Raw genomic sequence first — 22,870 nt, 5'->3', positions numbered from 1 at the left:
TAGAATGAAAGACAAGTGAAGAAACTACCAACTAAAATGCTAAATTAGTGGGTAGAATGAAAGGCAAGAGAAGAAACTACCAACTAAAACGCTAAATTAGTGGGTAGAATGAAATAAAAGAGAAGAAACTACCAACTAACTCCCTTAGTAATTGATTGAAAGTGATGATTATTCTTTCAGAGTATAAGTACTATTGCGTTTTAACGCATTTGAATTAAAATGTTTCTTTAAGACATTGTAAATTAAATCCTTTGATACAGTAGGGCACCAATTTAATGCTTCTTTAAGGGTGATACCTTTTTGATAAATATAAATCCAATCTTCGATATTGAATTTAACTAGATTTTGAGCTGAAATTTTTAAATTACAGTGAGTACACGTGACATATTTATATCGTCTTCTAATTTTTTCTGATAAATCATTCTTACAATGTGGACAGAGTAATCCAGGCTGTATGGTAAAGTCATCACAACGAATAGGTGGATCAAAGTGTTTTCCTGAGACTTGATTTTGCATAAGCTTTTGAATGTTTAAGGATTCATCTTTACGGTGATTGAATTGTGACAAATCAAAGAGAAGTCGTGATTTTTCATAAGGCATGTATACATGTGGGAGCTGTATAGGACGATGCGGTTTGAAGTCATTATCAACAAAAACCATCCATATATGTAAATAGTTAGGGTTAATGACCTTAGTCAAGATGGATTGGGTTCTAGAAATGTGCAGTATAGGATTATCAATTGTGACGAATTCATTGCTCCATGAAGTATCTGATATTTTGTAATGACCTTTGTAATTTTTTGCATCGATGATAATCACATGGTGACCAATAAAAAGAACAGTGTCTAACTGAATTGTATCTTTATCGATTGTCAAATAAAGATCGTCGTATTTAATGTACGGAGTATCATTTAGCCATTGATCCAATTTACATTCACCGATAAAGCCACGGTGTTTGATACGGTATTCTTTAGTTAAGGAGTCGTCTAATATAGATCGATTTTTTAAAGCATGCAATTACCTTAATTTATCGGACATGCGTCGCATAAAATCACCTCTAAAATGATTATACAAACTAAATGTTAATTGTTTGTTAACTTTTTAAAATACTATACAAATGAATTTAAATGGACTATAATAATAAATGACAAAAACATACCTTGCAAAAGGGGAGTAACTTTAACACTTATGTCGTCATTTCGTAGTGATTTCACTACCGGGATAAGTGAGTATTATACTTAGTGAGACCTTTGCCTGTTGACTATAAATCGCAGGCAAAGGTCTCTTGTTTTTTGTTATAATATAAAATAAGGAGAATGAGTAAAATGCCAGTAGATATTTTGATGCAATATGGTTGGGTATTATTAGTCTTAATTGGTTTAGAAGGGTTACTTGCAGCAGATAATGCCATTGTGTTAGCAATTATGGTAAAGCACTTGCCACCAAAGCAACGTAAGAAAGCGTTATTCTATGGATTGCTAGGTGCATTTATCTTTAGATTTATTTCGCTATTTTTGATTGCGATATTAGTTCATGCGTGGTACATTCAAGCATTAGGAGCATTGTATTTATTATATATTTCAGTGACACATTTATATCACTTCTTTAAAGACGGTGATAAAGAAGATACAACGGATAAAGAAGCTCATGCTAACGAACAAAATAAAGGCTCTGGATTCTGGATGACAGTCCTTAAAATTGAACTTGCAGATATTGCTTTTGCGATTGATTCGATGCTTGCTGCAGTTGCGATCGCAATGACATTACCAGAATTCGGTCCTGAAATGAATGTAAACTTATTTGGATTGTCATTACACGGTATGAATACTGGTCAATTTACAGTGATGTTACTTGGTGGATTAATAGGTGTAGTTATTATGAGATTTGCTGCGAACTGGTTTGTTAAAGTGTTAGCGAAATACCCAGGCCTAGAAGCAGCGGCATTCGCTATTGTTGGATGGGTTGGAATTAAATTAGTGGTACTGACCCTTGCACATAAAGATGTTGGCATTCTACCAGAACAATTCCCACATTCATTACCATGGGAAATCACATTCTGGAGTGTCTTAATTGGATTAATCGTGATCGGTTATCTTACAAGCAAAAAACAAAACAACTAGAAAGAGGCTATGTCTATGAAGTTTGATAAAACAGAAAAAATCATCATCCCTAGAGAAGGTTATAAAAGAAATAAGCGCCTATTCTATGATGAAAATGAACAACTCATAGGCAAACCGCGTCCAACAGAGAAGCAACCAGAAGAACAAGAAAAACAGACAGTTGAAAAACCTCAAAAACAACCATCTGTTAAAAAATCAAAACCTAACAAGAATGTACCGAAGTGGTTATATCTACTCATTCCGTTACTAGGTTTGTTACTGATCGGTGCATTATTGTGGTCACTTTCGAATCCAACATCAACAGATGAGCAACCGAAAGAACAGACAGAAAAGACAACGACTACAGAAGAACCATCAAATAACGTGAAACAATCGTCTGATGACCTGGAAGAAGCTATTCAACACGCTTCGAAGTCGGTTGTATCAGTCATTAACGTTGAGAAACAACAAGAGACGTTCGGTGATGAAGCGAAATCAGCACCTCAAGCAAATCCTGAAAAAGCAGGTGTTGGAAGTGGTGTCATTTACAAGAAAGATGAGCATCACGCATTCATCGTGACAAACCGTCATGTCATTCAAGGTGCAGAAAACTTAGAAGTGACGATATCCAATGGTAAGCGTCATAAAGCAACGTTGAAAGGCCAAGATGAATGGACAGATCTTGCGGTATTAACAATCGATGCTAATGCGATCGATTCCACAATTAAGATGCGTAATAGTGATGAAATTAATGTTGGAGAAACTGCAATTGCAATTGGCTCTCCTCTCGGACAAGCATTCCAGGGTAGTGTGTCGAGAGGGATTGTGTCAGGACTGAACCGAACAGTCCCTGTTGATACGAATAACGATGGTTCGGATGATTGGGAAGCTAACGTATTGCAAACAGATGCTGCAATCAATCCAGGGAACTCTGGAGGTGCGTTAATTGATGAATCAGGTAAACTCATCGGTATTAGCTCTATGAAGATCTCGATGGATAATGTTGAAGGGATGAACTTCGCCATTCCTTCAAATGAAGTACAAAAAGTGGTCGAGCAACTCGAAGAAAACGGAAAGCTTGAACGTATGTACTTAGGTGTTATGTCATCAGACTTATCACATATTCCTGAAGGGACACTTCGTGAAGTGTTGAAATTACCTGAAGATTTAAGAGAAGGAGTACTCGTATCATATGTTGAAGAGTCATCTCATGCCAGTCGAGCAGGATTAAAAGCAAAAGATGTCATTACAGCATTGAACGATGAGCCAATGAAATCTGTACTCCAATTCAAAAAATACCTTTATTATGAAGCGAATCCAAAGGATAAGTTAACGATTACGTATTATCGAGATGGTAAGAAAAATACCGTTACAGTTGATCCGACAGAAGATGAATAAAGTAACGCACTCATTTATTATGAGTGCGTATTTTTTATACATAAAATGTGATAGAATAATTGTATTATCAGTAAGGGGTGAATATTGTTGCGATATATACAGAAGTTATTTAAAGTGTTAACACCTCAGCAAGGTATATTTCTATATTATGCTGTCGCAATGTTCATCGCATTTATGCTACTTAAAAACCCATATATATATGAGAAAGATATACATATCTCTAATATTGATACGCTATTTGTTGCTGTCAGTGCACTGAGTGTGACAGGATTAACACCTGTGAATATCGTTGACACTTATAACCAGTACGGTTATGTAGTGATTATGATTATTATGAATCTTGGTGCTGTTGGGGTCATGAGTATCGGAACGATTGTTTGGCTCATTTTTGGGAAGAAAATCAGTTACAAAGAACGGAAACTCATTATGGTTGACCACAATCAAACCCAAATCTCTGGTGTTGTAAACATGATCATCGAAATTATACAAGTGATACTCATTATTGAGCTTGTTGGTGCCATTATTTTTACAGTGTATTTTTATAATGATACGTACGATATTAGACATTCATTATTACAAGGTATTTTCGCCTCTATTTCAGCGACGACAAACGGTGGATTAGATATTACAGGTCAATCTTTAATACCGTATCAAGATGATTATTTCATACAGTTTGTGACCATGATCTTGATCACAATGGGCGCGATTGGATATCCAGTATTATTAGAAGCGAAACAATTTTTATCGAATAACGATCCGCTTGAACGGTTTAGTTTGAACAGTAAGATTTCAGTCATTACTTATTTTGCGTTGCTACTGATTGGAACGATTGGAATCTTTTTATTGGAGATGTTTCATAGTCAGAAGTTAATGAGTTGGCATGGCAGACTGGTTAATAGTCTGTTCCAAAGTGTAACGACACGAAGTGGTGGACTGACGACAATTGATACGAGCTTACTCAATGAAGCAACACAACTATTTATGAGTGGTCTCATGTTTATCGGTGCATCACCATCGAGTGCAGGGGGAGGAATTCGTACGACGACTTTTGCGCTAATGATTCTATTCATTATTCAATTTAGCCGAGGAAGACAAGCGATTAAAGTATTCAACCGTGAAATTGATCCACAAGATATTCAACGAGCTTTTGCGGTATTGGTTCTTGCAGGAACGATTGTATTTACTTCATTGCTGTTCTGTATTTTATTTGAGAACGGACGTCATGACTTAATTGATTTAATTTTCGAAGTGGCAAGTGCTTTTGGAACATGTGGTTTATCGACAGGTATTACTGGTGAGTTAACGGATGGGACGAAAATCATTATTATGATGATGATGTTTATCGGTCGGGTAGGCTTTATATCATTTATCATTACACTCGGTGGTAAGCAATCTACTGATAAGGTACGATATCCTAAAGAACGTATATTAATTGGATAGGAGTGTTATTTAATGGCTAAAGATGCATTGCAAGCGTTACAATTTAGCATTGTGACGAAGTTCCATGATGTCGATCAATACAATACACTCGCACGAAAAATAAACTGCTTAAATGATAAATTACGAACACTATATGATTATGTCGATGATATTAACTTGATTAATGGGGGTCAGGCCTTTATTAATCCGACATGTTTTGATTTAAAATTTGATTTTAGCCAACTAGAACGTGACCCTCAAATTGAATTGTTAAATCAATTACCTTTCATCTTTCATACGATGGATACAACGGTAATAAGGATGCAGCATGACTATTTAGCGCGAATGATCTCGATGTCAAAGGCACCTTGGCTTCTTGCGAATATTGTACATTGTCGTACGAAAGAAGCATATTATCACTCACCTTATGTGGTTCAAGAAATTGATGGTGTCAAAATTGCATTCATCGGAATTGTCAGTGATATTGCGAAAGGTCCATTGACTGAAAGTGAAGATGATGTGAGAGAAGCAATTGATTCAAAATATGCCATTCAAAAGTGGGTACGTTTTATTCATGAGAGTGAGCAAGTGGACTACCTTGTCGTTATTTATCCGAATCAATTATTCGAAAGCGATTTGACGTATTTAAGTGAAGGTGTTGATCTAATCATTGCGCATGATGAATACTTCGAAGAGCGTTCTATTTCTTCTTCACAAATATTATATAAATTGCCGCAAGATCAAGAATTACATCATTTCAAGTTGAAGTTTAAGAAACATCCGACAACGTATGAATTACTGTCGATTGATGTCGATCATTTTAATATAGAAGAAGGTTAGGTCGAAAGTGACCTAACCTTCTTTCATTTATTCTATAATTTCATAGTTTTTATGATTGACAACAGTCTTTTCGAACATTTCATTTTCGTCGAAATCTTCATTGATTGTAATATCTACAATTACTGAATTATCATTAATCTTTTCGACTTTACCTTTCATACCTTTAAATTTTACAATTTGTCCAACTTCTGCGATGTCTAATTCCTCTTCTATTTGCTCTTTATCCTTCTCTGTCACAATGATCATCCTCTCTTAGCGTACGTTATTCAAGATTATATCAAAATTTGTACTGAATTCAAAGGGGTTTGAGTTTAAGACGTGCATTTTGTCGATATCCTTTAATTGAGGATTCACTTTTATTCATCAACTGACTCATCTGTTGAACAGATAGTCCTTGCAATGCATAGTTTAGCCATGTGTATTCATATTCATTGAGCAGATGATGCGCATCTATCAACCAAAGGGAATCGTCGTCTTCTTTGGAGATTTCTATATGTTTATCTGATAACATATGACGCTCATAATATTTAACAGTTTTGCGTGTATAATCAATCGCCTTAAAATTCAATTGGTATTTAATATATTGATCGAAATCTTTAGTGTCATCATATTTTAATGTGAGTAAATATAAGTCAATAGACAACTGTTGATAGGCATCCTCTGCATCATAATATAATTTATACTTATGAATTAAGTAATGAATATAACGATCATACTGCATTAACACTTCCTCAAAAGGTTTCATATTATAACCTTTCTAAAGAGCGCTCTTTCGTTGTATTCCCATGGGTGATGTAAGCATACTAGAATACAATATAAGACGCATATGACATGTCGTGTTAAATATTACGATAAAATGATGTTATGTAAATTTATTGTAAAAAATAGATATCAACACTAGACATAACATTTATTTAACATATAATTAACTTGTGAAATTCATTTGAATTTAAAGGAGGAGTATGTTTCTTGAACTATCCATTTAGTCCAACATCGATGTATTTAATGACGAATCGAGATATACAGTATAAGACGAAGATTGTTGATGTGATGAATACTGAACACTATACGGAACAATCACCCTATGAGTTGTTAAATCAAATGTTGTTAATTCTTGGGACGAACATTGATTGTCGAAAAAATCAATTGAAGACATATCATGATATACATAAATTTCATCCCATCGTCATTGATGGGATGAGTAGAGAGGCCTATTTTCCAGTGAAGTATTATTCAAGAAGAAATTATGATTATATTAATGCGAAGTATTTTTTTGGAGCGAAGCCATACAAAGATGGAACAATCATTACGTTCAATAACGATGCATCATTAATCGTTGAAGCCCCTTATCGTTTTGTTTTAAAGCAATACGAGCAGACGCTTAGACTCATTGAATATGAATATAAAGTGTTTGAACATCGTGCAATTTATCAAGTGAATCTTAATGATCCGACGAAGCTTTAATTAATGAGTGGATGTACATCGGAATTTCATTGAAAATCTGGTCCACATTGACGGTATAATATGTACCTTCTGAATGAATTACAGGTCCAATATTAAGTAATGGGGCATGCATTGCCTTTAAGTATTCTTTTTTCAGAGCTGGTTTTGTTAATTGACCAGGAATATTATTGTGATAAAATTCATGTTGTTTTAATTTATATTGAAAATCAGCCAAGTTTAATACGAGTGGTTGTTCATTTTGTGGGATCGCTTTGATATTACGATTGAATAATTTATTTGCGCGTTTTTTAATTTTTTTCATCCAACGTTTCACTTCTTTAGTTAATTCCGTCTCAGTTGCCGGAAAGTACGGCTTCAAGAAATACAATACGACTATATGTTTATAACGTTTTGGATAAACTTTCATCAGCATTTTATCAATCAAATTTGGAACAGTATTGGACTTAACGAACTTTTTGTATTTTTCTTTTGAATATTGTTTTATAAAATCATGTTTCAATGTTTCAAAATTAATCATCTGCAGGGAAGTATCTTCATTTAACACTTTTTCTAATTCATTAATGATTTTTTTAGGTTTTGAACGATAATGCATAACTTCTAACAAGAGTTCATCGTCATGAATAGTTGTTTTGACCATGCCATCTTGTTCAAATAATAATGAATCATTTAATAGAGCAACACGCTGCTTCAATCTTTTGATTTGTTTATCTTTCAAGTGATTCGTATGAAGTTTAATATTAATTTTACCCATCGCACCCAGTGCAATTGGTAAGATTTTATCCTTATCGCTTGATTCATTCATTTCACTTGAAATAAATGCTCTATAGTCAAGTTGATATTCAGCCTTTAATTCATATAACAATGCCATTAAGTCACTCATCGAGGCAATTGGTGCGTATGATCTTGGAATTGAAACGAATAATATATTCGTTTCAATCTTTGAAATAATTGCTTGTTCAAGAACAACCATATGAATCATGATGCTAGACGGTGTAAAGCTTGGTACATTATAATAAAACTTACCTTTATTTACTTTGAATTCCATCGTATCGGATAATTGATCATCATAATAATTGAGTAACACGGTTGTATGGTCACTTGAATTTGATTTATATAACGCAGCAACTCCTGTTTGATTGTTTGCAATGTCGAAGTATTGCAATAAGTAGTCATGAGTTTGGAAATAATCCAATTGATATAATTGTTGATAGATTGAATAACTCATACGATGGTTACGCTCAGATTGACAGAGGTCAGTGAACAATTGAGTTCTATGATTAGATTGTTCCCATATAGACTCCATATTTTGCACCTCTCAATGTAAAGATTGTAAAAAATATTAATTAATTGTTAATTTCATTTAAATTATATATGAAATTATGATGATTTTAAAGTGAATTTAAGAAAAGGATGTGAGGCAATGAATCTATTGTGGGTGTCAAATAGTTATAAATCAAAAGATCACCATGAAGGTGCTCCACAATATGCTAAAGTACTTCAACACGAACTCAATGTGAACACATCCATATATACATCGATCGAATATTCTAAAAGCGCACATCATTTACTCAAATCATTGAGTAAACATGGTATTCAAACATCGATCTCAGAACGTATTGATTATAATGGTATAGGTGTTATTCCCTTTTTGAACGAACGATTAAGTCTTCATCAAATTCAACATATAAAGCAAATGGATTTTGTCTTAATTAAAACGGATGTTCCGAAATTTGTTGTGCTGAGAATATTAGATATATGTTTAACTTTCAATATTCCATATGGTATTTTATCAGATAACGAATATTATTTAAGTGAGAAGTATAGGCAAAATGCGTCAATCTATTTACTCCAGCATCAAGATGAAACATTTGATGAACTATTTAATATTGCAATGACCCAAATGAAAGTGCGCTTTAATATTGAAGATAGAGTAACATCACCGAAACCACAGATGAATCCATGGCTTAAAGGATTACTTACTTTAATCCTTGGGGCTGTGATTTTAAGTGTCTCTCTATTCTTTATTAGTATTGTGACGAATCAAATGTTAGAAGCTCAGTATGATCACTCATCAACCAGTGAATCGATTCGTGAAATTGAACCACTCAGCGAAAAAAACGAGCGTATTGAACTTTCATTTGAACCGGATGAGCCATTAGAATGTACAACTGTTGTAGAGTGCGCTGAACTCGGTGATGATTATTTAAACAAATTAAATGATCATGTAGATATGAATCAAGAGTATAATTTATTTGATTTTGGGATGTTCAATACTAAACCCGAGAATGAGCGATATTTATACAGGTGGAAGATTGATTCAGACGGTCAACTCATTGACCGTGAAAATATTAATGCCAAAAAGAGTGAAGACGATTTTAAGAACTATCAGAAGGCATATCATATATTTAAGCAAATTACACCGACACATTATTTTGACATTGTTGATTATTATGGAGCTTTCACAGACGGACCAAATCATTACTTAGCATTCATTGAAACGAGGAATAACGAGATGACGTTGAAATTTGATATACAAGATATGGATCATAAAGTTCAACTCTATCGAACGCTTGTCCATGAAATTGCCCATGTGATTACATTGAACCGTGAAGAATATGTGATGTTATTTAATTGTAATGATGAAGTTGGGACCTATGAATGTTTAAGGAAAGATGCAAGGCTTCAACAATTTTTCGAGCGGTTCTGGACAGACTATGATGACCGTTGGATTAATAACAAACAAAAAAGTGATAAAGAACTCACAGCGTTCTATAATAAATATTCTGATGAATTTATTTCAGAATACGCAGCAACGAATCCGAAAGAAGATTATGCGGTTAGTTTTGAGACGTTTGTATTCTCGAAATACAAAAATAATGCCCGTATTCCGAAAGATTTTCGTATAAACTATTTCTATGATGACGAGGAAATGGTATATTTAAGAATGAAATTATTAAAAAATTTATGGACAATTGAAAGCGAATCATAAGGAGTGCTTAAAGTTGATTTTAAACAACCAAGCCGTAATTTCTTTATTGGACTTTAGCAAGATGAACCAAAGAGTATCGAAGTTAAATAAGGCTGACCCGTTTTCGTTAATAGGGAATCAGAATTTTATGTATATCCAACTTGATACGAGACAAATCATCGTGATGTTCGACGAACATTCAATATATATTGGAGATTTCAAACTGAACTTTGAAAATATCGCAAGATATTTTGTAGATAAGCAATTGGAAGAGACATTTGACGCTGAAATTGAGCTTTCTTTGTTCAAAAAATCAGAAATGACTAAAGAGCAAGTAAGCATTATTAAAGGATATATGTTCCCAAGTGCTAAGCGAAAAAATTACATTATAGATATTGCAATACCCCATGATCAAATTACACAAGAAGTGTTGAATTCATATTCAGATATATTGAAAGTGATTACGAATGTGACGAAGGTATTTAATAAAGAAATGATGGAAGTTGAACAGATTTTAAATAGCGAATCATTGATCCCAACTTACGTTGAATTAAATGGGGAAGCAGAGATTGGATTAATCCCGTTTGTTCATTTACAAGAAATCTACGCTAATCAAGTTGAAGCATCAAAGCAAAATAGTTAAAACTCCTAATTGTATTAGGAGTTTTTTTAGTATATTTTACGGAACTGCGGAATAAAAGAGAGTTATATTCCACAGAATGAAAAGTGTAGAATGTATGAATGAAAACTGCGGAATAAAAGAGAGTTATATTCCACAGATTGAAAAGTGTAGTATGTTTGAATAAAAACAGTGGAATAAAAGAGAGTTATATTCCACAGAATGAAAAGAGTAGAATGTATGAATGAAAGCTGTGGAATAAAAGAGTATTATATTCCGCAGCTTTTTAGAAACCATAAAAAAACTGCTACTGATATTCCTTATATCAGTAGCAGTTTTATTATTGAAATCTTTTTATAACATACGATTTACTAAGGCTTGTACTTCTGTGTATGAATAACCTGCTTTTTCTAGTAAATATCTTCTTTCTGATCCAACTCCAAATTTGCCATTAATGACGTCTCTAGCAATTTGAGTTAAATCAGGATTACTTACAGTTGAATTAACAGGTTCAACCTTCGTTGTGACAGGCTTACCAGTTAAAATTTTATTGACGACTGATTGAACTTCACGATAGTTATACCCAGCTGCAGTCAACTTCGCACGACGCGTTGAACCAACACCCCATTCACCATTGATGACTTGCTTCGCTATCGTCACTAATGATGTTTGAGTTGATGTTGTATCTTTAGGTTGTGAAGGTGTTTGAGTCGTTTGTTTCGGTTTCGTCGGTTTAGGCGCCGGAGTAGTTGGAGTTGTTTCTACAACTGTCTCACCAGCCAAAATACGATTGACGACTGATTGAACTTCACGATAGTTATACCCAGCTTCAGTCAACTTCGCACGACGCGTTGAACCGATACCCCATTCACCGTTGATGACTTGTTTCGCAATGGTCACTAATGACGTTTGAGTTGATGTTGTATTTTTTGGTTGTGAAGGTGTTTGAGTCGGTTGTTTCGGTTTTGTCGGTTTAGCCGTCGGAGTTGTTTCTACAACTGTCTCACCAGCCAAAATACGATTGACGACTGATTGAACTTCACGATAGTTATACCCCACTTCAGTTAACTTCGCACGACGTGTCGAACCGATACCCCATTCACCATTGATGACTTGCTTCGCTATCGTCACTAATGATGTTTGAGTTGATGTTGTATTTTTTGGTTGTGAAGGTGTTTGAGTCGGTTGTTTCGGTTTAGGCGTCGTAGTTGTTGGAGCAGGTTCTACAACTGTCTCACCAGCCAAAATACGATTGACGACTGATTGAACTTCACGATAGTTATACCCAGCTTCAGTTAACTTCGCACGACGCGTTGAACCATCACCCCATTCGCCATTTAGAACTTGTTTAGCGATCGTAACTAAAGATGGTTTTGCTTGAGTTGGTTCAGGTTGTTTCGGTTCCGTTGGAGTAGGTTCTGGAACTGGCTTAGGTGTTGGTTCACTAATAACTTGATCGGAAATTAACTGCTTTAAGTTCAACCATCCATAAGTGTTATCTAATAATCCGTATAAATATGTGTGAGGTCCAACTTTAACTTGCTTTTCTATATTGAATTCACTCGTCGGTGCTTTGTCAAAAATTAGACTCATTTGACGGTCCGTACCGAAAGGTCTATTGAGTAAACCAGGTGCTGTTCCATTCACATTTGCTTTTTTGGCAAAAGGTGTTTCCTCGACAATATTGTAATGCTCTAAGTTTTGAGATTTAACCCATCCTAAATATTGTCCAGATTCACTGTTTTGTAACAGCATATACGTATCAGCATTGTACTTAACTTGACGCTTTACAAAATAAGCCTTATCTTGCATATCTTTAGAAGAATGACGTGTCACATCAGTGACTGAGTTATAGACAACATCTTGGTTTGTATTCATACGAGCCATTTGATTTGTTTGAGATTCTGTATAAGGTAGATTTACGATCGGTTTCGCTTGTTTACTCACTAGAGCATCATATTTTTTAGTCACAAGCTTTACAAGGTCTTGGAAGTTGTAGTTATTACGTTCCAAATAACCATGTGGGTCAACATGGTTTGTGCCACCTAAAAATTGACTCACAGCACGGTGAGACCAAAGTGTTCCAACTTGGTCGTATTCAACTTGATCGACACCTAATTTATATCGATAAAGCATATTTGCTAGGTAAGCCGCATAGTTATTAATCGATTTAACAAATTGTTCACGATTGTTATGTTCAACGAGTTCAACATGCATAAAACGCTCATTTGCAACCGGACCCGCACCCCAAGCTAAATATTCAGTTGGAGCAACCTCGATAATGTGATCTGCATCTACAAATGCATGAACAAAAGCATTGTCTTTATTGCGTGTCATATATCCAATTTCACCATGAATTGTAGAATTTTGGTTTGCTGTTTCGTGCGCTACAATTCCTTCTGGACGTGCATATCCATTGCGGTAATGTGCTTTGTAAGTCCCGTCAATGTATGAATATTCAACAAGTGGCACTTCATTTGCACGTTCAATTTCATCATTTGTTACAGGAGAATTTTGGTCTACTGTTTGTACTTTATTTGCAGTAATGGATGCCATTCGATAAGAAGGCACTTCAGTTGTAGCTTGTTCAGAAGAAGGCGCTTCAGTCGTAGCTGATTCAGTTGAAGGCACTTCAGTTGTAGCTTGTTCAGAAGAAGGCACTTCAGTCGTAGCTTGTTCAGAAGAAGGCGCTTCAGTTGTAGCCTTTTCAGTTGAAGGCGCTTCAGTTGTAGCTTGTTCAGAAGAAGGCGCTTCAATTGTAGCTTGTTCAGAAGAAGGCGCTTCAGTTGTAGCTTGTTCAGTTGAAGGTGCTTCAGTTGTAGCTTGTTCAGAAGAAGGCACTTCAGTCGTAGCTTGTTCAGTTGAAGTCAGTTCATTTGCATCAACTGTATGATATGTAGAGGCAAGCATTGTGACTGCGAGCGTAGGGACAATGATATGTTTGTTTTTCATTCGTGTTTCTCCTTACTTAATTGTATTTACTATATTATTATAAACAGTTCATAGAGCAGATGGAATGGTCATATTGATAATTTACAAAAATTTATTCTTATTGTTATACTCCTGTAAAATAAATACAAATAAATCAAAGAAAAAACTGCAACAGATAACCGATTTATCTGTTGCAGTTTAAAGTTATTGTAGGTCTTTCTTCATCGTTCGATGTTCAATACCAGCATCCAAAAAGACGTCAGAATCAACAACATATCCTAACTTTTCGTAAAACGGAATGGCTTGAACTTGAGCGTCGAGCTCTGACACTTTAAATCCTTTCGTCCGAGCAAATTGTTCAATATAATCAATCAGCATTTGTCCTATCCCTTGATTACGGTGTGACTTGCTCACTGCAACACGACGAATGTGAATGATCTGATCATCAATGACTTCATATAATGCAGTGCCAATGTAATCTTTTGATGTTGTATCTTGTGCGATGAAGTGGATGAACTCATCTTCTTGTCCAGTTAACTCTTCATGGCTTGGAACGTTTTGTTCCATTACGAACACTTCAAATCGAATTCTGACACAGTGACCAAACAATACAAATGTATTGGCTTGCTGAACTTTATTGGACATTTACAACGCCTCTTTCCTATGAATCGCAGTGAACTGCCAGAAAACTTTCATCTGTTCGATGTTGAAATGTGACATTGCTTGTGCGAACCCTGTTGGGTTTGACGTGAGGACACCGTTTGCTTCTAATCCAATCTGTACGATATTTTGATTATAAATCGATAGACTATGGAATACTTCAGAATAATCATCTCCATTAAAAACCCAATCTAACGGTTCGTCATAATCGAATATATTCACGTTGTCGTATATATCTGGTAGTGCTAAAAGATAACATTGGGCCTCAATGTACGGTTTTGTGACGATGTTGGAATAGTATGTCTGCACAAGGTCGAAATTGTCTCGATGCGTATCATTTAAAAAGAAGTAACGTTCTTCAATATTGGGATCTAATCCTTGATCTTTAATTTGTGCTTCGAGTGTATCAAATAAATGATTAATACGTTCGATTTTCTGATTCACTTTCTGTTTCTTCATATGTTTCTCCCTCACTTTCTGGTACAGCTTCAATAGATTCAACAGATTCTTCTTTTGGTTCTTCGTATACTTTTGGTTCAAAGGCTTCTTCTGCTTCTTCTAATGGGAAGTCTTCTTCAATCTCTTCAGGCAATGCTTCAGGCACATATTCATGTTGTTCTGGCGTCACGAAATAATATGGATAGACGTAATCTTGAATACGTATATTAATAAAGTCTAATGGATTTGGCTTATCCATATGGATATCTTTCCGAATTTTCTTAGATAAAGTGTATAAGCTTTCTGGATCTGGCTTATAATAATAGACATTCCCTGGCTGATAATTATCGCCTTCGAGTTGTTCCTTTTTGAAATCAACCGTGTTAAATGCGTAATAACTTGCGAGCGATTGAATTTCTTTAAACGAGAAGTTGTGCTGTGAATTGTCTTGGATAATCTCTAAGATTTCATCCATATTGTCTAATGCACCAGTAGATTTTGCTTTTTCGATAATTTTTTGAACGACATCGACTTGTCTTGCACCACGAGCAAGGTCACCATCATATTTTCTTGAGCGCGCAATGGCGAGAGTCTCTTCACCGTCCAATTGTTGAAAGCCTTCTTCTAACTCTATCCGTCCTTTGTCCATCGAATTCGGTTCATCCATATCGAACGGTACATCATATTCGATACCACCAAGTTCATCGACAATCTCAACAACAGCTTTCATATTGACTCTAGCATAATAATCGACCGGTACATTAAGTAACGACTCAACACTATCCATCGACGCCTCCGGACCACCATAGGCATGGGCATGTGTTATCTTGTCGAAGAAGTTTTGTTCTTTCATAAACGCGAAAGTATCACGTGGGATATTGGTCATTCTTACTTCTTGATCTTCATTATCTAACGTGACCAAAATAATAGAATCTGTTCTAGAACGGTCAATAGATTGATTGTGTGCTTCTTGACGAGATTCACTATAATCAATGCCTAATAGAAGGATATTGATCGAATCTTTCGTCGGCTCAACCTTATTGTCACGTAAATCAGATTTATTACGCTCGATTCCACCGAATGAATTGTCTACAGCAGATCCTGTTGTAAAATATAGATTGGCGAAGTGAACTATGGGTATAATAATGAGTAAGTAGCATATAATATATAATGTGTAGCGGATGGTTTTGTTCATAGTATCCTCCAATAATTCAAACACAGTTAATACGATGATTATATAGATGATTTTATATTTTTTCAAATAATAAAAAACAGCCAAGCATGATTCGATGAATGTTTTTAATGTGATGTTGTGTTAAAATGATTTAATCAAATACATAATATATAAATGATAAGAAGGTTCTATACATGAAAGAATTATTTGAGCTTTTAAAAATCCAATTAAATAATGCAAAACTTATTATTCAATTAGCTAAATATAATCTTAAGATCGAGTATTCAAACCATTATCTCGGTATGTTTTGGAATATCCTACAACCGTTAATGCAAGTTGCGATATATTATGTTGTATTTGGACTAGGACTTAGAGGAAGTACAGCACCAAATGAAGAAATTCCTTTCATTATTCATTTAATAACTGGACTATTCCCATGGTTGTTTATATCTCAAGCGATCAATACAGGTTCAAACGCATTATTATCTCAACTCGATTTAGTGACGAAAATGAAATTTCCATCATCAACATTATTATCGATTAGTTTAACGAATAGTTTCATTAATCTACTCTTCACAACATTGATTATAGTCGCAATTTCAATTTATCAACAATATGTTTCAGTATTTCATTATTTAGAGTTTATATATTTTGTTTTTGCATCGTATGCAATTATATTTGGGATTACTCTTATTATGTCAACATTGATCGTCATGGTAAGAGATTTGAAGAATGTTTTACAAAATATTATTAGAATGGGATTCTTCTTAACACCAATATTTTGGCAAATCGAGACAGTGAATCCTCTATTTCAAAAAATTGTTGCATTAAATCCGTTTGCATATTTGGTAGGTATTTATAGAAATGCATTTATCCATGGCGACAAATTTATATATGGGGCACCAACTGAACATTTATATTTTTGGACATTAACGATAACCTTACTTGTAATTGGAGCAATAATGCATAAAAAATTCAATGCAAAATTAATTGATTATTTATAAAGGAGTCGACATGAATATACTTTTAATCAGTCAAAACTTCTATCCAGAGCTTGGATCTGGTGCGCATAGAATGAAATCTATTTTTAAATTATTGAGTCAACACCATCATGTTGACGTACTGACAACGTATCCAAGCTATCCAAACAAGAAGTTGTTTGATGATCATAGGTTGTACAATGACTATGAGTTAAATCAGTCTGAACATCGACATATATATAGAATGAAAACCAAGTTAAATAAGCAATCTTCGAACTTGTATATTAGGTTATTTTATTATTTTGAATTGATGTTATATGTCCATCGTTTCGTACAAAGAAACGAACATAAATATGACGCAATTTATGTCACATCACCAAATATATTTATGCCTTGGTCGGCGATGTTTTTTCAATCAAAAATTGTTCATAAAAAAATTATCTTAGAAATTAGAGATTTATGGCCAGATAGTGTTAAGGAAGTAGACTTATTTAAAAAAATACCTATATTTGGTTTATTGAAGTTATTAGAGAAAAAGATGTATAAAATAGCAAATAAAATAGTAGTTAATAACAAAGAGTTTATTACTCATATCGAAAATATTGATTCGTCTAAACCGAAAAAAAATACAGTATATATTCCAAATGGATTATTATTTGAAGAACTTAATCAGCAATTACATAAAACAAAAGATGTGATTTATACAGGAAATATAGGGTATGCACAAAATGTTGAACAAATATGTCAGCTATTAAAAGAGCTTAACTCGTTAAAAATTAAGGTTACTCTAGTACCTTATGGAACAAAAGCACAAGTCGTAAGAGAATATGTTAAGATAAATCAATTAGTACATATTGAAATTAAAGGGCAAATGTCTAGAATAAGTGCTCTAAATGAACTGAATAAACACAAATTATCTTTATCGCTTTTGAAAGAAACTGATACGTTTGAACGAGTACTACCTGGGAAAATCATAGATTCATTATCACAGAGTACTCCGGTCATTACAAATCTAAAAGGGATTAATGGCGAGATGATTTCAAAGAATGAGTTAGGAATATTGACGCATGGTAAATCGATGAAAGAAATTGCATTGGAAGTTGAAGAATTATTGAAGGATACTGAACGACTTGAATCGATGCAACGAAATTCATATCAGTATGTTGAAGAATATTTTGTTTGGGAAAATAATTTTCACTTATTTAACCAATTTGTTACTGGAGAAATGGATAGGAGGAAGTTATGACATATTTATTAATAGCGAATGCTTACCCTAATAAAAATAGAATTTATTCTAATGCATTTGTTCATAGACGAGTGAAAGCATATATGGATCAAGGAATCGATGTAGAAGTTGTCGTGATGTCCACAAAGGTCACTCTAGATGAATATTATGATGGAGTTAAAATTAAATATTTAGATGAATATCAACTGGCCAATTTAATGAATAGTAAACAATATGAAGGGATTTTAATTCACTTTATAAACCTCAAAATGTACTATGCTCTAAAACAACTCACATATAATCCACGGATTATTATATGGTTACATGGATTTGAAGCTGAACCTTGGTATAGTAGATACTACAATTATTTAAGTAGTCACAAAACATTATTAACACAATTAGATCGTAAAGATACGCATTTTGAAGATCAAAAAAACATGTTACGTGATCTATTTACACACAAAACATTAGATATAACATTTATTTACGTCTCAGAATCATTCAAAAAGAAATACGTTGATCCATATGTAGGGATTGAACCGAAAAAATATGAAATCATTCCAAATATAATTGATAAAGATTTATTTCCATACCGTAAAAAGATTAAAGAAGATCGATTTAAAATTTGTAATATTAGACCATATACTGCTAAAAACTATGCAAATGATATCACTAGAGACGTCATTTTATATCTCAGTAAGAAACGGATTTTCAAAAAGCTAGAGTTTAATTTATATGGAGATGGGCCTTTATTCGATCAAATCACAATGCCTTTAAAGCAATTTGATAATGTTCATTTACATAAAGGATTTGTTCCACAAAATGAAATACCTTATATTCACGCTCAGCATGGAATTTATTTAGGTCCAACACGCCATGATTCACAAGGTGTTTCTCTCGGAGAGGCAATGAGCAGTGGATTAGTTCCTATCTCTAATGATATTGGAGCAATAAAAGAATACATTGAACCTAATAAAGCAGGTATTGTTGTGCCGCGAGATGATGTCAAAGAGATGGCCAACGCTATTGTATATTTAGTGAAGCACCATAAAGAGTTTCTTGCAATGAGTGAATACGCACATGAAAGCATACAATCAAAAGCAGGTAAACATATTGTGATTAATAAAGAAGTTGAGGTGATTAATGGTGGAAAATAATCAAAAAATTGATTGGGAATTTGCATATAAAGAGTTAGAATCACAAATAGAATTTATGATGTTAGAAACAAAAGAACTATTAGAAAATAATCCAGCAACGCTAAGAATTAATAATGTAAAAGTTGATCAAAATCCTCCTTATACTGGTCTTATTGTGAATGCAACAGGAGATAATATGAGATATGCATGTTATTTATACAATGCCAAAAATAATAAAGAACTAAAAAAAGTGATGTATCAATTATCAAATACTTTTATCTTTGATTTACCGATTGGTCAATATAAAGCTAAGATTTTTGTTAAAGAAATGAATAAAAATCAAAGAAAAACTTCTATGGATATAAACTTTAAAGTTAAAAAGGCTTAAAAGGAGTGTATCGAATGACCCCCTATAAACTAACACGAATTGAAGATATTACCGATCAAAATATTGAATTTAATGTCGCAATTAAAGGTGAATTAAACAATGAGTTACAAAATCAGTTGTTTGAAGATATATCAAAATCGATTCAAAATGATGAATGTGAACGAATGACTTTAACATTTAACCTAGAGGATGCGCTAAATCAATATAGACTTGATTGGAGTAATATTTTTAGCAACGTTTTTAAGTTAGGTTTTGTAAAGTTTAAATTAGTCTGCAATTATGGAATCGTTCAATCAAATGTTGAAGAGTTGATTAAGTACAGACCTATCATTCAAAACTATCCTCATGAAGAGAGATATGAAATTATCTACATTGACAAAAAAATTAATGAAGATATTATAATTAACAATAAAAAATTATTACAAGTCGAACCAATTACATCGAAAATTTCAGATTCGAATCCATTGGAACAAGCCATTTTTTCTAGAATGATGAATGATATGCAAGCCGATTATATTGAAATGGAAAAAGACTATAATCATTTAAAGCAAAACTCAACAACTCAAGAAAATATAAATGTCATGACGGACCCTAAAGAAAGTGATGCGTATAAACGACTATTAAAGCAATATAATCAAACAAAAGAACGACTGGATAATTTAAGGAATTCTAGATTAGGAAGATTACAATTAAAATATTGGGAACGTAAAAGTTAAAGGGGGGATTTGATGTCTAACGTAAAATTCAAATTTGAACTTGGTGTGAGTGGTCAAGATGCTTCATCCAGTGCAATTTCTAAACTGATTAATCCTTCAAATACCAATACGAAACAAGGATTATCAATGATCATCCCAATTTGTGATGAACAAAATGTACAAATGATCATACAAAACATAGAAAAAATACGGAAACTAAACCCTTCAATTCAATGTATATTTATATGTCATCGGTATGAAGCTTATAATGAATTGACTACTCATTTATCTCAGTCTGTACATATTGTAACGATGGTAGAAAGTAATTCTATACATCATATCTTCAACAAAGGGCTTGATTTAATAAGTAGAACACATGCAATGCTAATTGATACCGATGAGTATATCGACTTCGATTCATTATCAAATGAATTAGCATCGTTAGATTCGAATACTGTCTATCCTTTAACGCATTTTAAAGTGGAGGACAAACGACAACTCATCGATAATAAATCGAATCAAATGTTGGAAAATACGTATTTTAATTCTATATTTGATTCATTTATAAAAGAAGAAATCAAAGAACAAGAAGTGTCAAATGTTAATCCGGCTGCATTGAATCATGATGTTTCTTCTCAAAGTGAAATTGAAGAAACAAGTCATGACTCATCAGAAGCATTTGTGCATCCTTATTTAAATAAAATCGTCACAACATTAGAAGACGAAAAATCCGTGAATCATAAAGCTGAGAAAGGAATTTACCCAAAGGAATTAATTTTTGAGCGTCTTCTTAAATTGACAGGGATAATTATTCCGAGCAAGATGTTTAGCATGTTTAAACTTTCAGATGCTCAAGATATAGAGGTGTCTAAAAGGTTATTTGCAGTAGAAGTTTTAACAGCCAGTCATTACACTGTAGACTTAAATAGTCATTGTGGAAATGTGATAAGTACTAATAAAAAATATTTTAATGATTTTACATCAAGGCCTACATCTCAAAGCGCTTTATATTACTTAAAGCAATTGAATAATATTCTTAATGTACGTCAATCATTCGAAGTGACACAATTTATTCAATACGAAGCGGATAAAGTCATATTATATTTAAAGAACTTAATAGAACAAAAAACAAACGATGATCAAGAAATAATAGCTACACTTAAATCATATAATAATTTGAGTTATTCTACTTTAAATAAAGGTGAGGCGAAAGAGCTTGTGATAGCGTATTGCTTCCCACCTTATATCGATACATCAGGTAATGTAATGGCTAAACGTATTGCTGAAAGTGGAGAAATCGTTGATATTATCTCTAATAAAATGGATAGAATTAGAAAAAAAGATGATAAATTGATAAAATTGGCTGATAATTATATTGATACACAATTTGAAATAAATGCACCACAGGCATTTAGTAGTTGGGGGAGTATTTCTCAATTTACAGCAAAAGGGCTAGATCAGTATAATACATTTAAACATAAGTACAGTGCATTATATTCAAGAGCGATGTTTCCAGCATCTCATTTCTTAGCTTTTGAAATTAAGCGTGATAATCCAAATATAACATGGACAGCGGAGTTTTCTGATCCATTGCATACGGATGTTTCATCCAATTTACGTTATGCACCGATTGATGATTTATCGTACGTGGAGTCCGTAAAATCTATCATGCCAAACGGTTACCAGGAGCTTGTCGATGATAACGTGTTTAATGTATGTGAATTAATATCATTTGCATTTGCTGATCGATTAATCTTTACAAACGATCATCAATTAGAATATATGATTGAGAGATTTGATCCTACCATTCAGCAATCTATTAGAGATAGAGCGATTGTTACACCACATCCAACACCTTCTAAAGAAAGTTATGAGATGGTTCAATCTTATTATTCAGTAGCACCACGAATGATCAACTTAGCATACTTTGGTAACTTTTATGATACGAGAGGATTTAGGGAGATAGAGCTTGTTTGTAAGTATTTAGTTGAAGCTGGGGTTAATAACTTCATGATACATGTCTTTACAAATGTAAATAGTAAAGTAATAGGCTTTAGAAATAACTCAACATTTAAGAAAAATATTAAATTGAATCCATTTGTAGACTATTTTGAGTTCTTAAATTTAACGAATAAAATGGATGCATTATTGATTTTTGATGCGCATACAATAGGAATTAAAGAAATGAACCCGTACTTGCCATCGAAATTAAGTGATTATATTGGCAGTAAGGCTTTGACATGGGCTTTTGTAGAAGAAGGTAGTATCCTTTCTAAGCAGCAATATGATAACTTATATATTACGAATATGAATGAATTTAGTGAATATGCAAACACGTTTAAACGAATGAATGAAAAATGGCAAAAGAGTTTATATAAGGTAGGTATGATTCTTTGTAACAAATAAAGAAAACACCATGAAAGATAAATCAAATTA

21 protein-coding genes are annotated in these 22,870 nt (G+C 33.4%); 13 read left to right on the top strand and 8 right to left on the bottom strand.

Annotation, left to right across the window (positions count from 1 at the left end; genetic code table 11):
- Nucleotides 1-168 precede the first annotated feature (168 nt).
- The gene (locus tag EDD62_RS04810) at nucleotides 169-1,017 is read right to left on the bottom strand and encodes a nuclease-related domain-containing protein (protein WP_123807741.1); all 849 of its coding nucleotides are present in this window, start codon (nucleotides 1,015-1,017) and stop codon (nucleotides 169-171) included.
- Nucleotides 1,018-1,325: 308 nt separating this feature from the next.
- Between EDD62_RS04810 and EDD62_RS04805 the strand changes: the two genes are divergently transcribed.
- From EDD62_RS04805 to EDD62_RS04790, 4 genes are all read left to right on the top strand, one after another.
- A complete protein-coding gene (locus tag EDD62_RS04805) occupies nucleotides 1,326-2,120 on the top strand; it encodes a TerC family protein (protein ID WP_123807799.1) in 795 nt (264 codons plus the stop codon).
- Nucleotides 2,121-2,135: 15 nt separating this feature from the next.
- Nucleotides 2,136-3,497 carry a S1C family serine protease gene (locus tag EDD62_RS04800; RefSeq protein WP_170152776.1) on the top strand — a complete coding sequence of 454 codons (1,362 nt, stop codon included), beginning with the start codon at nucleotides 2,136-2,138 and terminating at the stop codon, nucleotides 3,495-3,497.
- A gap of 87 nt (nucleotides 3,498-3,584) precedes the next feature.
- Nucleotides 3,585-4,937 (top strand): TrkH family potassium uptake protein, encoded by a 1,353-nt coding sequence (locus EDD62_RS04795; RefSeq protein ID WP_282957917.1) that lies wholly within the window; start codon nucleotides 3,585-3,587, stop codon nucleotides 4,935-4,937.
- 12 nt (nucleotides 4,938-4,949) lie between these two features.
- A complete protein-coding gene (locus EDD62_RS04790) occupies nucleotides 4,950-5,756 on the top strand; it encodes a bifunctional UDP-sugar hydrolase/5'-nucleotidase (RefSeq protein ID WP_123807739.1) in 807 nt (268 codons plus the stop codon).
- A 27-nt stretch (nucleotides 5,757-5,783) separates the two neighbouring features.
- Here EDD62_RS04790 and EDD62_RS04785 read toward each other — a convergent pair whose 3' ends face one another.
- Nucleotides 5,784-5,969, bottom strand: coding sequence for a YkvS family protein (locus tag EDD62_RS04785; RefSeq protein ID WP_225971398.1), 186 nt, complete (start codon nucleotides 5,967-5,969; stop codon nucleotides 5,784-5,786).
- 82 nt (nucleotides 5,970-6,051) lie between these two features.
- Nucleotides 6,052-6,501 carry a sigma-70 family RNA polymerase sigma factor gene (locus tag EDD62_RS04780; protein WP_123807737.1) on the bottom strand — a complete coding sequence of 150 codons (450 nt, stop codon included), beginning with the start codon at nucleotides 6,499-6,501 and terminating at the stop codon, nucleotides 6,052-6,054.
- Between the two features lie 224 nt (nucleotides 6,502-6,725).
- On the opposite strand from EDD62_RS04780, the gene EDD62_RS04775 reads away from it, so the two are divergent.
- Nucleotides 6,726-7,220 (top strand): competence protein ComK, encoded by a 495-nt coding sequence (locus tag EDD62_RS04775; RefSeq protein WP_123807736.1) that lies wholly within the window; start codon nucleotides 6,726-6,728, stop codon nucleotides 7,218-7,220.
- On the opposite strand, the gene EDD62_RS04770 is transcribed toward EDD62_RS04775, so the two are convergent.
- Nucleotides 7,198-8,523 (bottom strand): zinc-binding metallopeptidase family protein, encoded by a 1,326-nt coding sequence (locus tag EDD62_RS04770; protein ID WP_123807735.1) that lies wholly within the window; start codon nucleotides 8,521-8,523, stop codon nucleotides 7,198-7,200. The two genes, EDD62_RS04775 and EDD62_RS04770, sit on opposite strands and share 23 nt — an antisense overlap.
- Before the next feature lie 117 nt (nucleotides 8,524-8,640).
- Here EDD62_RS04770 and EDD62_RS04765 point away from each other — a divergent pair, with 117 nt between their 5' ends.
- Together EDD62_RS04765 and EDD62_RS04760 are read left to right on the top strand one after the other, a co-directional pair.
- Nucleotides 8,641-10,209: a hypothetical protein gene (locus tag EDD62_RS04765; protein WP_123807734.1), complete on the top strand. Its 1,569-nt coding sequence runs from the start codon at nucleotides 8,641-8,643 to the stop codon at nucleotides 10,207-10,209.
- A 13-nt stretch (nucleotides 10,210-10,222) separates the two neighbouring features.
- The gene (locus EDD62_RS04760; protein WP_123807733.1) at nucleotides 10,223-10,831 is read left to right on the top strand and encodes a hypothetical protein; all 609 of its coding nucleotides are present in this window, start codon (nucleotides 10,223-10,225) and stop codon (nucleotides 10,829-10,831) included.
- A 330-nt stretch (nucleotides 10,832-11,161) separates the two neighbouring features.
- Here EDD62_RS04760 and EDD62_RS04755 read toward each other — a convergent pair whose 3' ends face one another.
- The 4 genes from EDD62_RS04755 to EDD62_RS04740 all read right to left on the bottom strand — a co-directional run bounded on the left by EDD62_RS04755 (nucleotide 11,162) and on the right by EDD62_RS04740 (nucleotide 16,031).
- Complete coding sequence (locus EDD62_RS04755) at nucleotides 11,162-13,759, bottom strand: N-acetylmuramoyl-L-alanine amidase (protein ID WP_123807732.1); 2,598 nt, start codon at nucleotides 13,757-13,759, stop codon at nucleotides 11,162-11,164.
- 183 nt (nucleotides 13,760-13,942) lie between these two features.
- A complete protein-coding gene (locus EDD62_RS04750) occupies nucleotides 13,943-14,383 on the bottom strand; it encodes a GNAT family N-acetyltransferase (RefSeq protein WP_123807731.1) in 441 nt (146 codons plus the stop codon).
- Nucleotides 14,384-14,857 (bottom strand): DUF2538 family protein, encoded by a 474-nt coding sequence (locus EDD62_RS04745; protein WP_123807730.1) that lies wholly within the window; start codon nucleotides 14,855-14,857, stop codon nucleotides 14,384-14,386.
- The gene (locus EDD62_RS04740) at nucleotides 14,817-16,031 is read right to left on the bottom strand and encodes an LCP family protein (protein ID WP_123807729.1); all 1,215 of its coding nucleotides are present in this window, start codon (nucleotides 16,029-16,031) and stop codon (nucleotides 14,817-14,819) included. Before EDD62_RS04740 ends, EDD62_RS04745 begins: the two co-directional genes overlap by 41 nt.
- A gap of 173 nt (nucleotides 16,032-16,204) precedes the next feature.
- Here EDD62_RS04740 and EDD62_RS04735 point away from each other — a divergent pair, with 173 nt between their 5' ends.
- The 6 genes from EDD62_RS04735 to EDD62_RS04710 are packed head-to-tail and all read left to right on the top strand — an operon-like array spanning nucleotide 16,205 to nucleotide 22,840.
- Nucleotides 16,205-17,014, top strand: coding sequence for an ABC transporter permease (locus EDD62_RS04735; protein ID WP_077139961.1), 810 nt, complete (start codon nucleotides 16,205-16,207; stop codon nucleotides 17,012-17,014).
- Between the two features lie 10 nt (nucleotides 17,015-17,024).
- Nucleotides 17,025-18,236: a glycosyltransferase family 4 protein gene (locus EDD62_RS04730; protein WP_077139962.1), complete on the top strand. Its 1,212-nt coding sequence runs from the start codon at nucleotides 17,025-17,027 to the stop codon at nucleotides 18,234-18,236.
- The gene (locus EDD62_RS04725) at nucleotides 18,233-19,372 is read left to right on the top strand and encodes a glycosyltransferase family 4 protein (protein ID WP_077139963.1); all 1,140 of its coding nucleotides are present in this window, start codon (nucleotides 18,233-18,235) and stop codon (nucleotides 19,370-19,372) included. The genes EDD62_RS04730 and EDD62_RS04725 overlap by 4 nt, the downstream gene beginning before the upstream one ends.
- Nucleotides 19,362-19,739: a hypothetical protein gene (locus EDD62_RS04720; protein WP_077139964.1), complete on the top strand. Its 378-nt coding sequence runs from the start codon at nucleotides 19,362-19,364 to the stop codon at nucleotides 19,737-19,739. The genes EDD62_RS04725 and EDD62_RS04720 overlap by 11 nt, the downstream gene beginning before the upstream one ends.
- Before the next feature lie 14 nt (nucleotides 19,740-19,753).
- Nucleotides 19,754-20,455, top strand: a complete 702-nt coding sequence (locus EDD62_RS04715) for a hypothetical protein (RefSeq protein ID WP_077139965.1) — start codon at nucleotides 19,754-19,756, stop codon at nucleotides 20,453-20,455.
- 12 nt (nucleotides 20,456-20,467) lie between these two features.
- Nucleotides 20,468-22,840 carry a hypothetical protein gene (locus tag EDD62_RS04710; protein WP_123807728.1) on the top strand — a complete coding sequence of 791 codons (2,373 nt, stop codon included), beginning with the start codon at nucleotides 20,468-20,470 and terminating at the stop codon, nucleotides 22,838-22,840.
- Nucleotides 22,841-22,870: the final 30 nt, after the last annotated feature.

It is taken from the genome of Abyssicoccus albus (assembly GCF_003815035.1).
GTDB lineage: Bacteria > Bacillota > Bacilli > Staphylococcales > Abyssicoccaceae > Abyssicoccus > Abyssicoccus albus.
The sequence above is the reverse complement of the archived record's forward strand: the minus strand, read 5'-3'. Positions and strand labels throughout refer to the sequence as shown.

Bases quoted from the DNA above. Each gene is read 5' to 3' on its own strand.
- EDD62_RS04805 (WP_123807799.1), top strand. From the start codon at position 1,326: ATGCCAGTAGATATTTTGATGCAATATGGTTGGGTATTATTAGTCTTA.
- EDD62_RS04800 (WP_170152776.1), top strand. From the start codon at position 2,136: ATGAAGTTTGATAAAACAGAAAAAATCATCATCCCTAGAGAAGGTTAT.
- EDD62_RS04790 (WP_123807739.1), top strand. From the start codon at position 4,950: ATGGCTAAAGATGCATTGCAAGCGTTACAATTTAGCATTGTGACGAAG.
- EDD62_RS04780 (WP_123807737.1), bottom strand. From the start codon at position 6,501: ATGAAACCTTTTGAGGAAGTGTTAATGCAGTATGATCGTTATATTCAT.
- EDD62_RS04770 (WP_123807735.1), bottom strand. From the start codon at position 8,523: ATGGAGTCTATATGGGAACAATCTAATCATAGAACTCAATTGTTCACT.
- EDD62_RS04765 (WP_123807734.1), top strand. From the start codon at position 8,641: ATGAATCTATTGTGGGTGTCAAATAGTTATAAATCAAAAGATCACCAT.
- EDD62_RS04755 (WP_123807732.1), bottom strand. From the start codon at position 13,759: ATGAAAAACAAACATATCATTGTCCCTACGCTCGCAGTCACAATGCTT.
- EDD62_RS04750 (WP_123807731.1), bottom strand. From the start codon at position 14,383: ATGTCCAATAAAGTTCAGCAAGCCAATACATTTGTATTGTTTGGTCAC.
- EDD62_RS04745 (WP_123807730.1), bottom strand. From the start codon at position 14,857: ATGAAGAAACAGAAAGTGAATCAGAAAATCGAACGTATTAATCATTTA.
- EDD62_RS04740 (WP_123807729.1), bottom strand. From the start codon at position 16,031: ATGAACAAAACCATCCGCTACACATTATATATTATATGCTACTTACTC.
- EDD62_RS04735 (WP_077139961.1), top strand. From the start codon at position 16,205: ATGAAAGAATTATTTGAGCTTTTAAAAATCCAATTAAATAATGCAAAA.
- EDD62_RS04730 (WP_077139962.1), top strand. From the start codon at position 17,025: ATGAATATACTTTTAATCAGTCAAAACTTCTATCCAGAGCTTGGATCT.
- EDD62_RS04725 (WP_077139963.1), top strand. From the start codon at position 18,233: ATGACATATTTATTAATAGCGAATGCTTACCCTAATAAAAATAGAATT.
- EDD62_RS04715 (WP_077139965.1), top strand. From the start codon at position 19,754: ATGACCCCCTATAAACTAACACGAATTGAAGATATTACCGATCAAAAT.
- EDD62_RS04710 (WP_123807728.1), top strand. From the start codon at position 20,468: ATGTCTAACGTAAAATTCAAATTTGAACTTGGTGTGAGTGGTCAAGAT.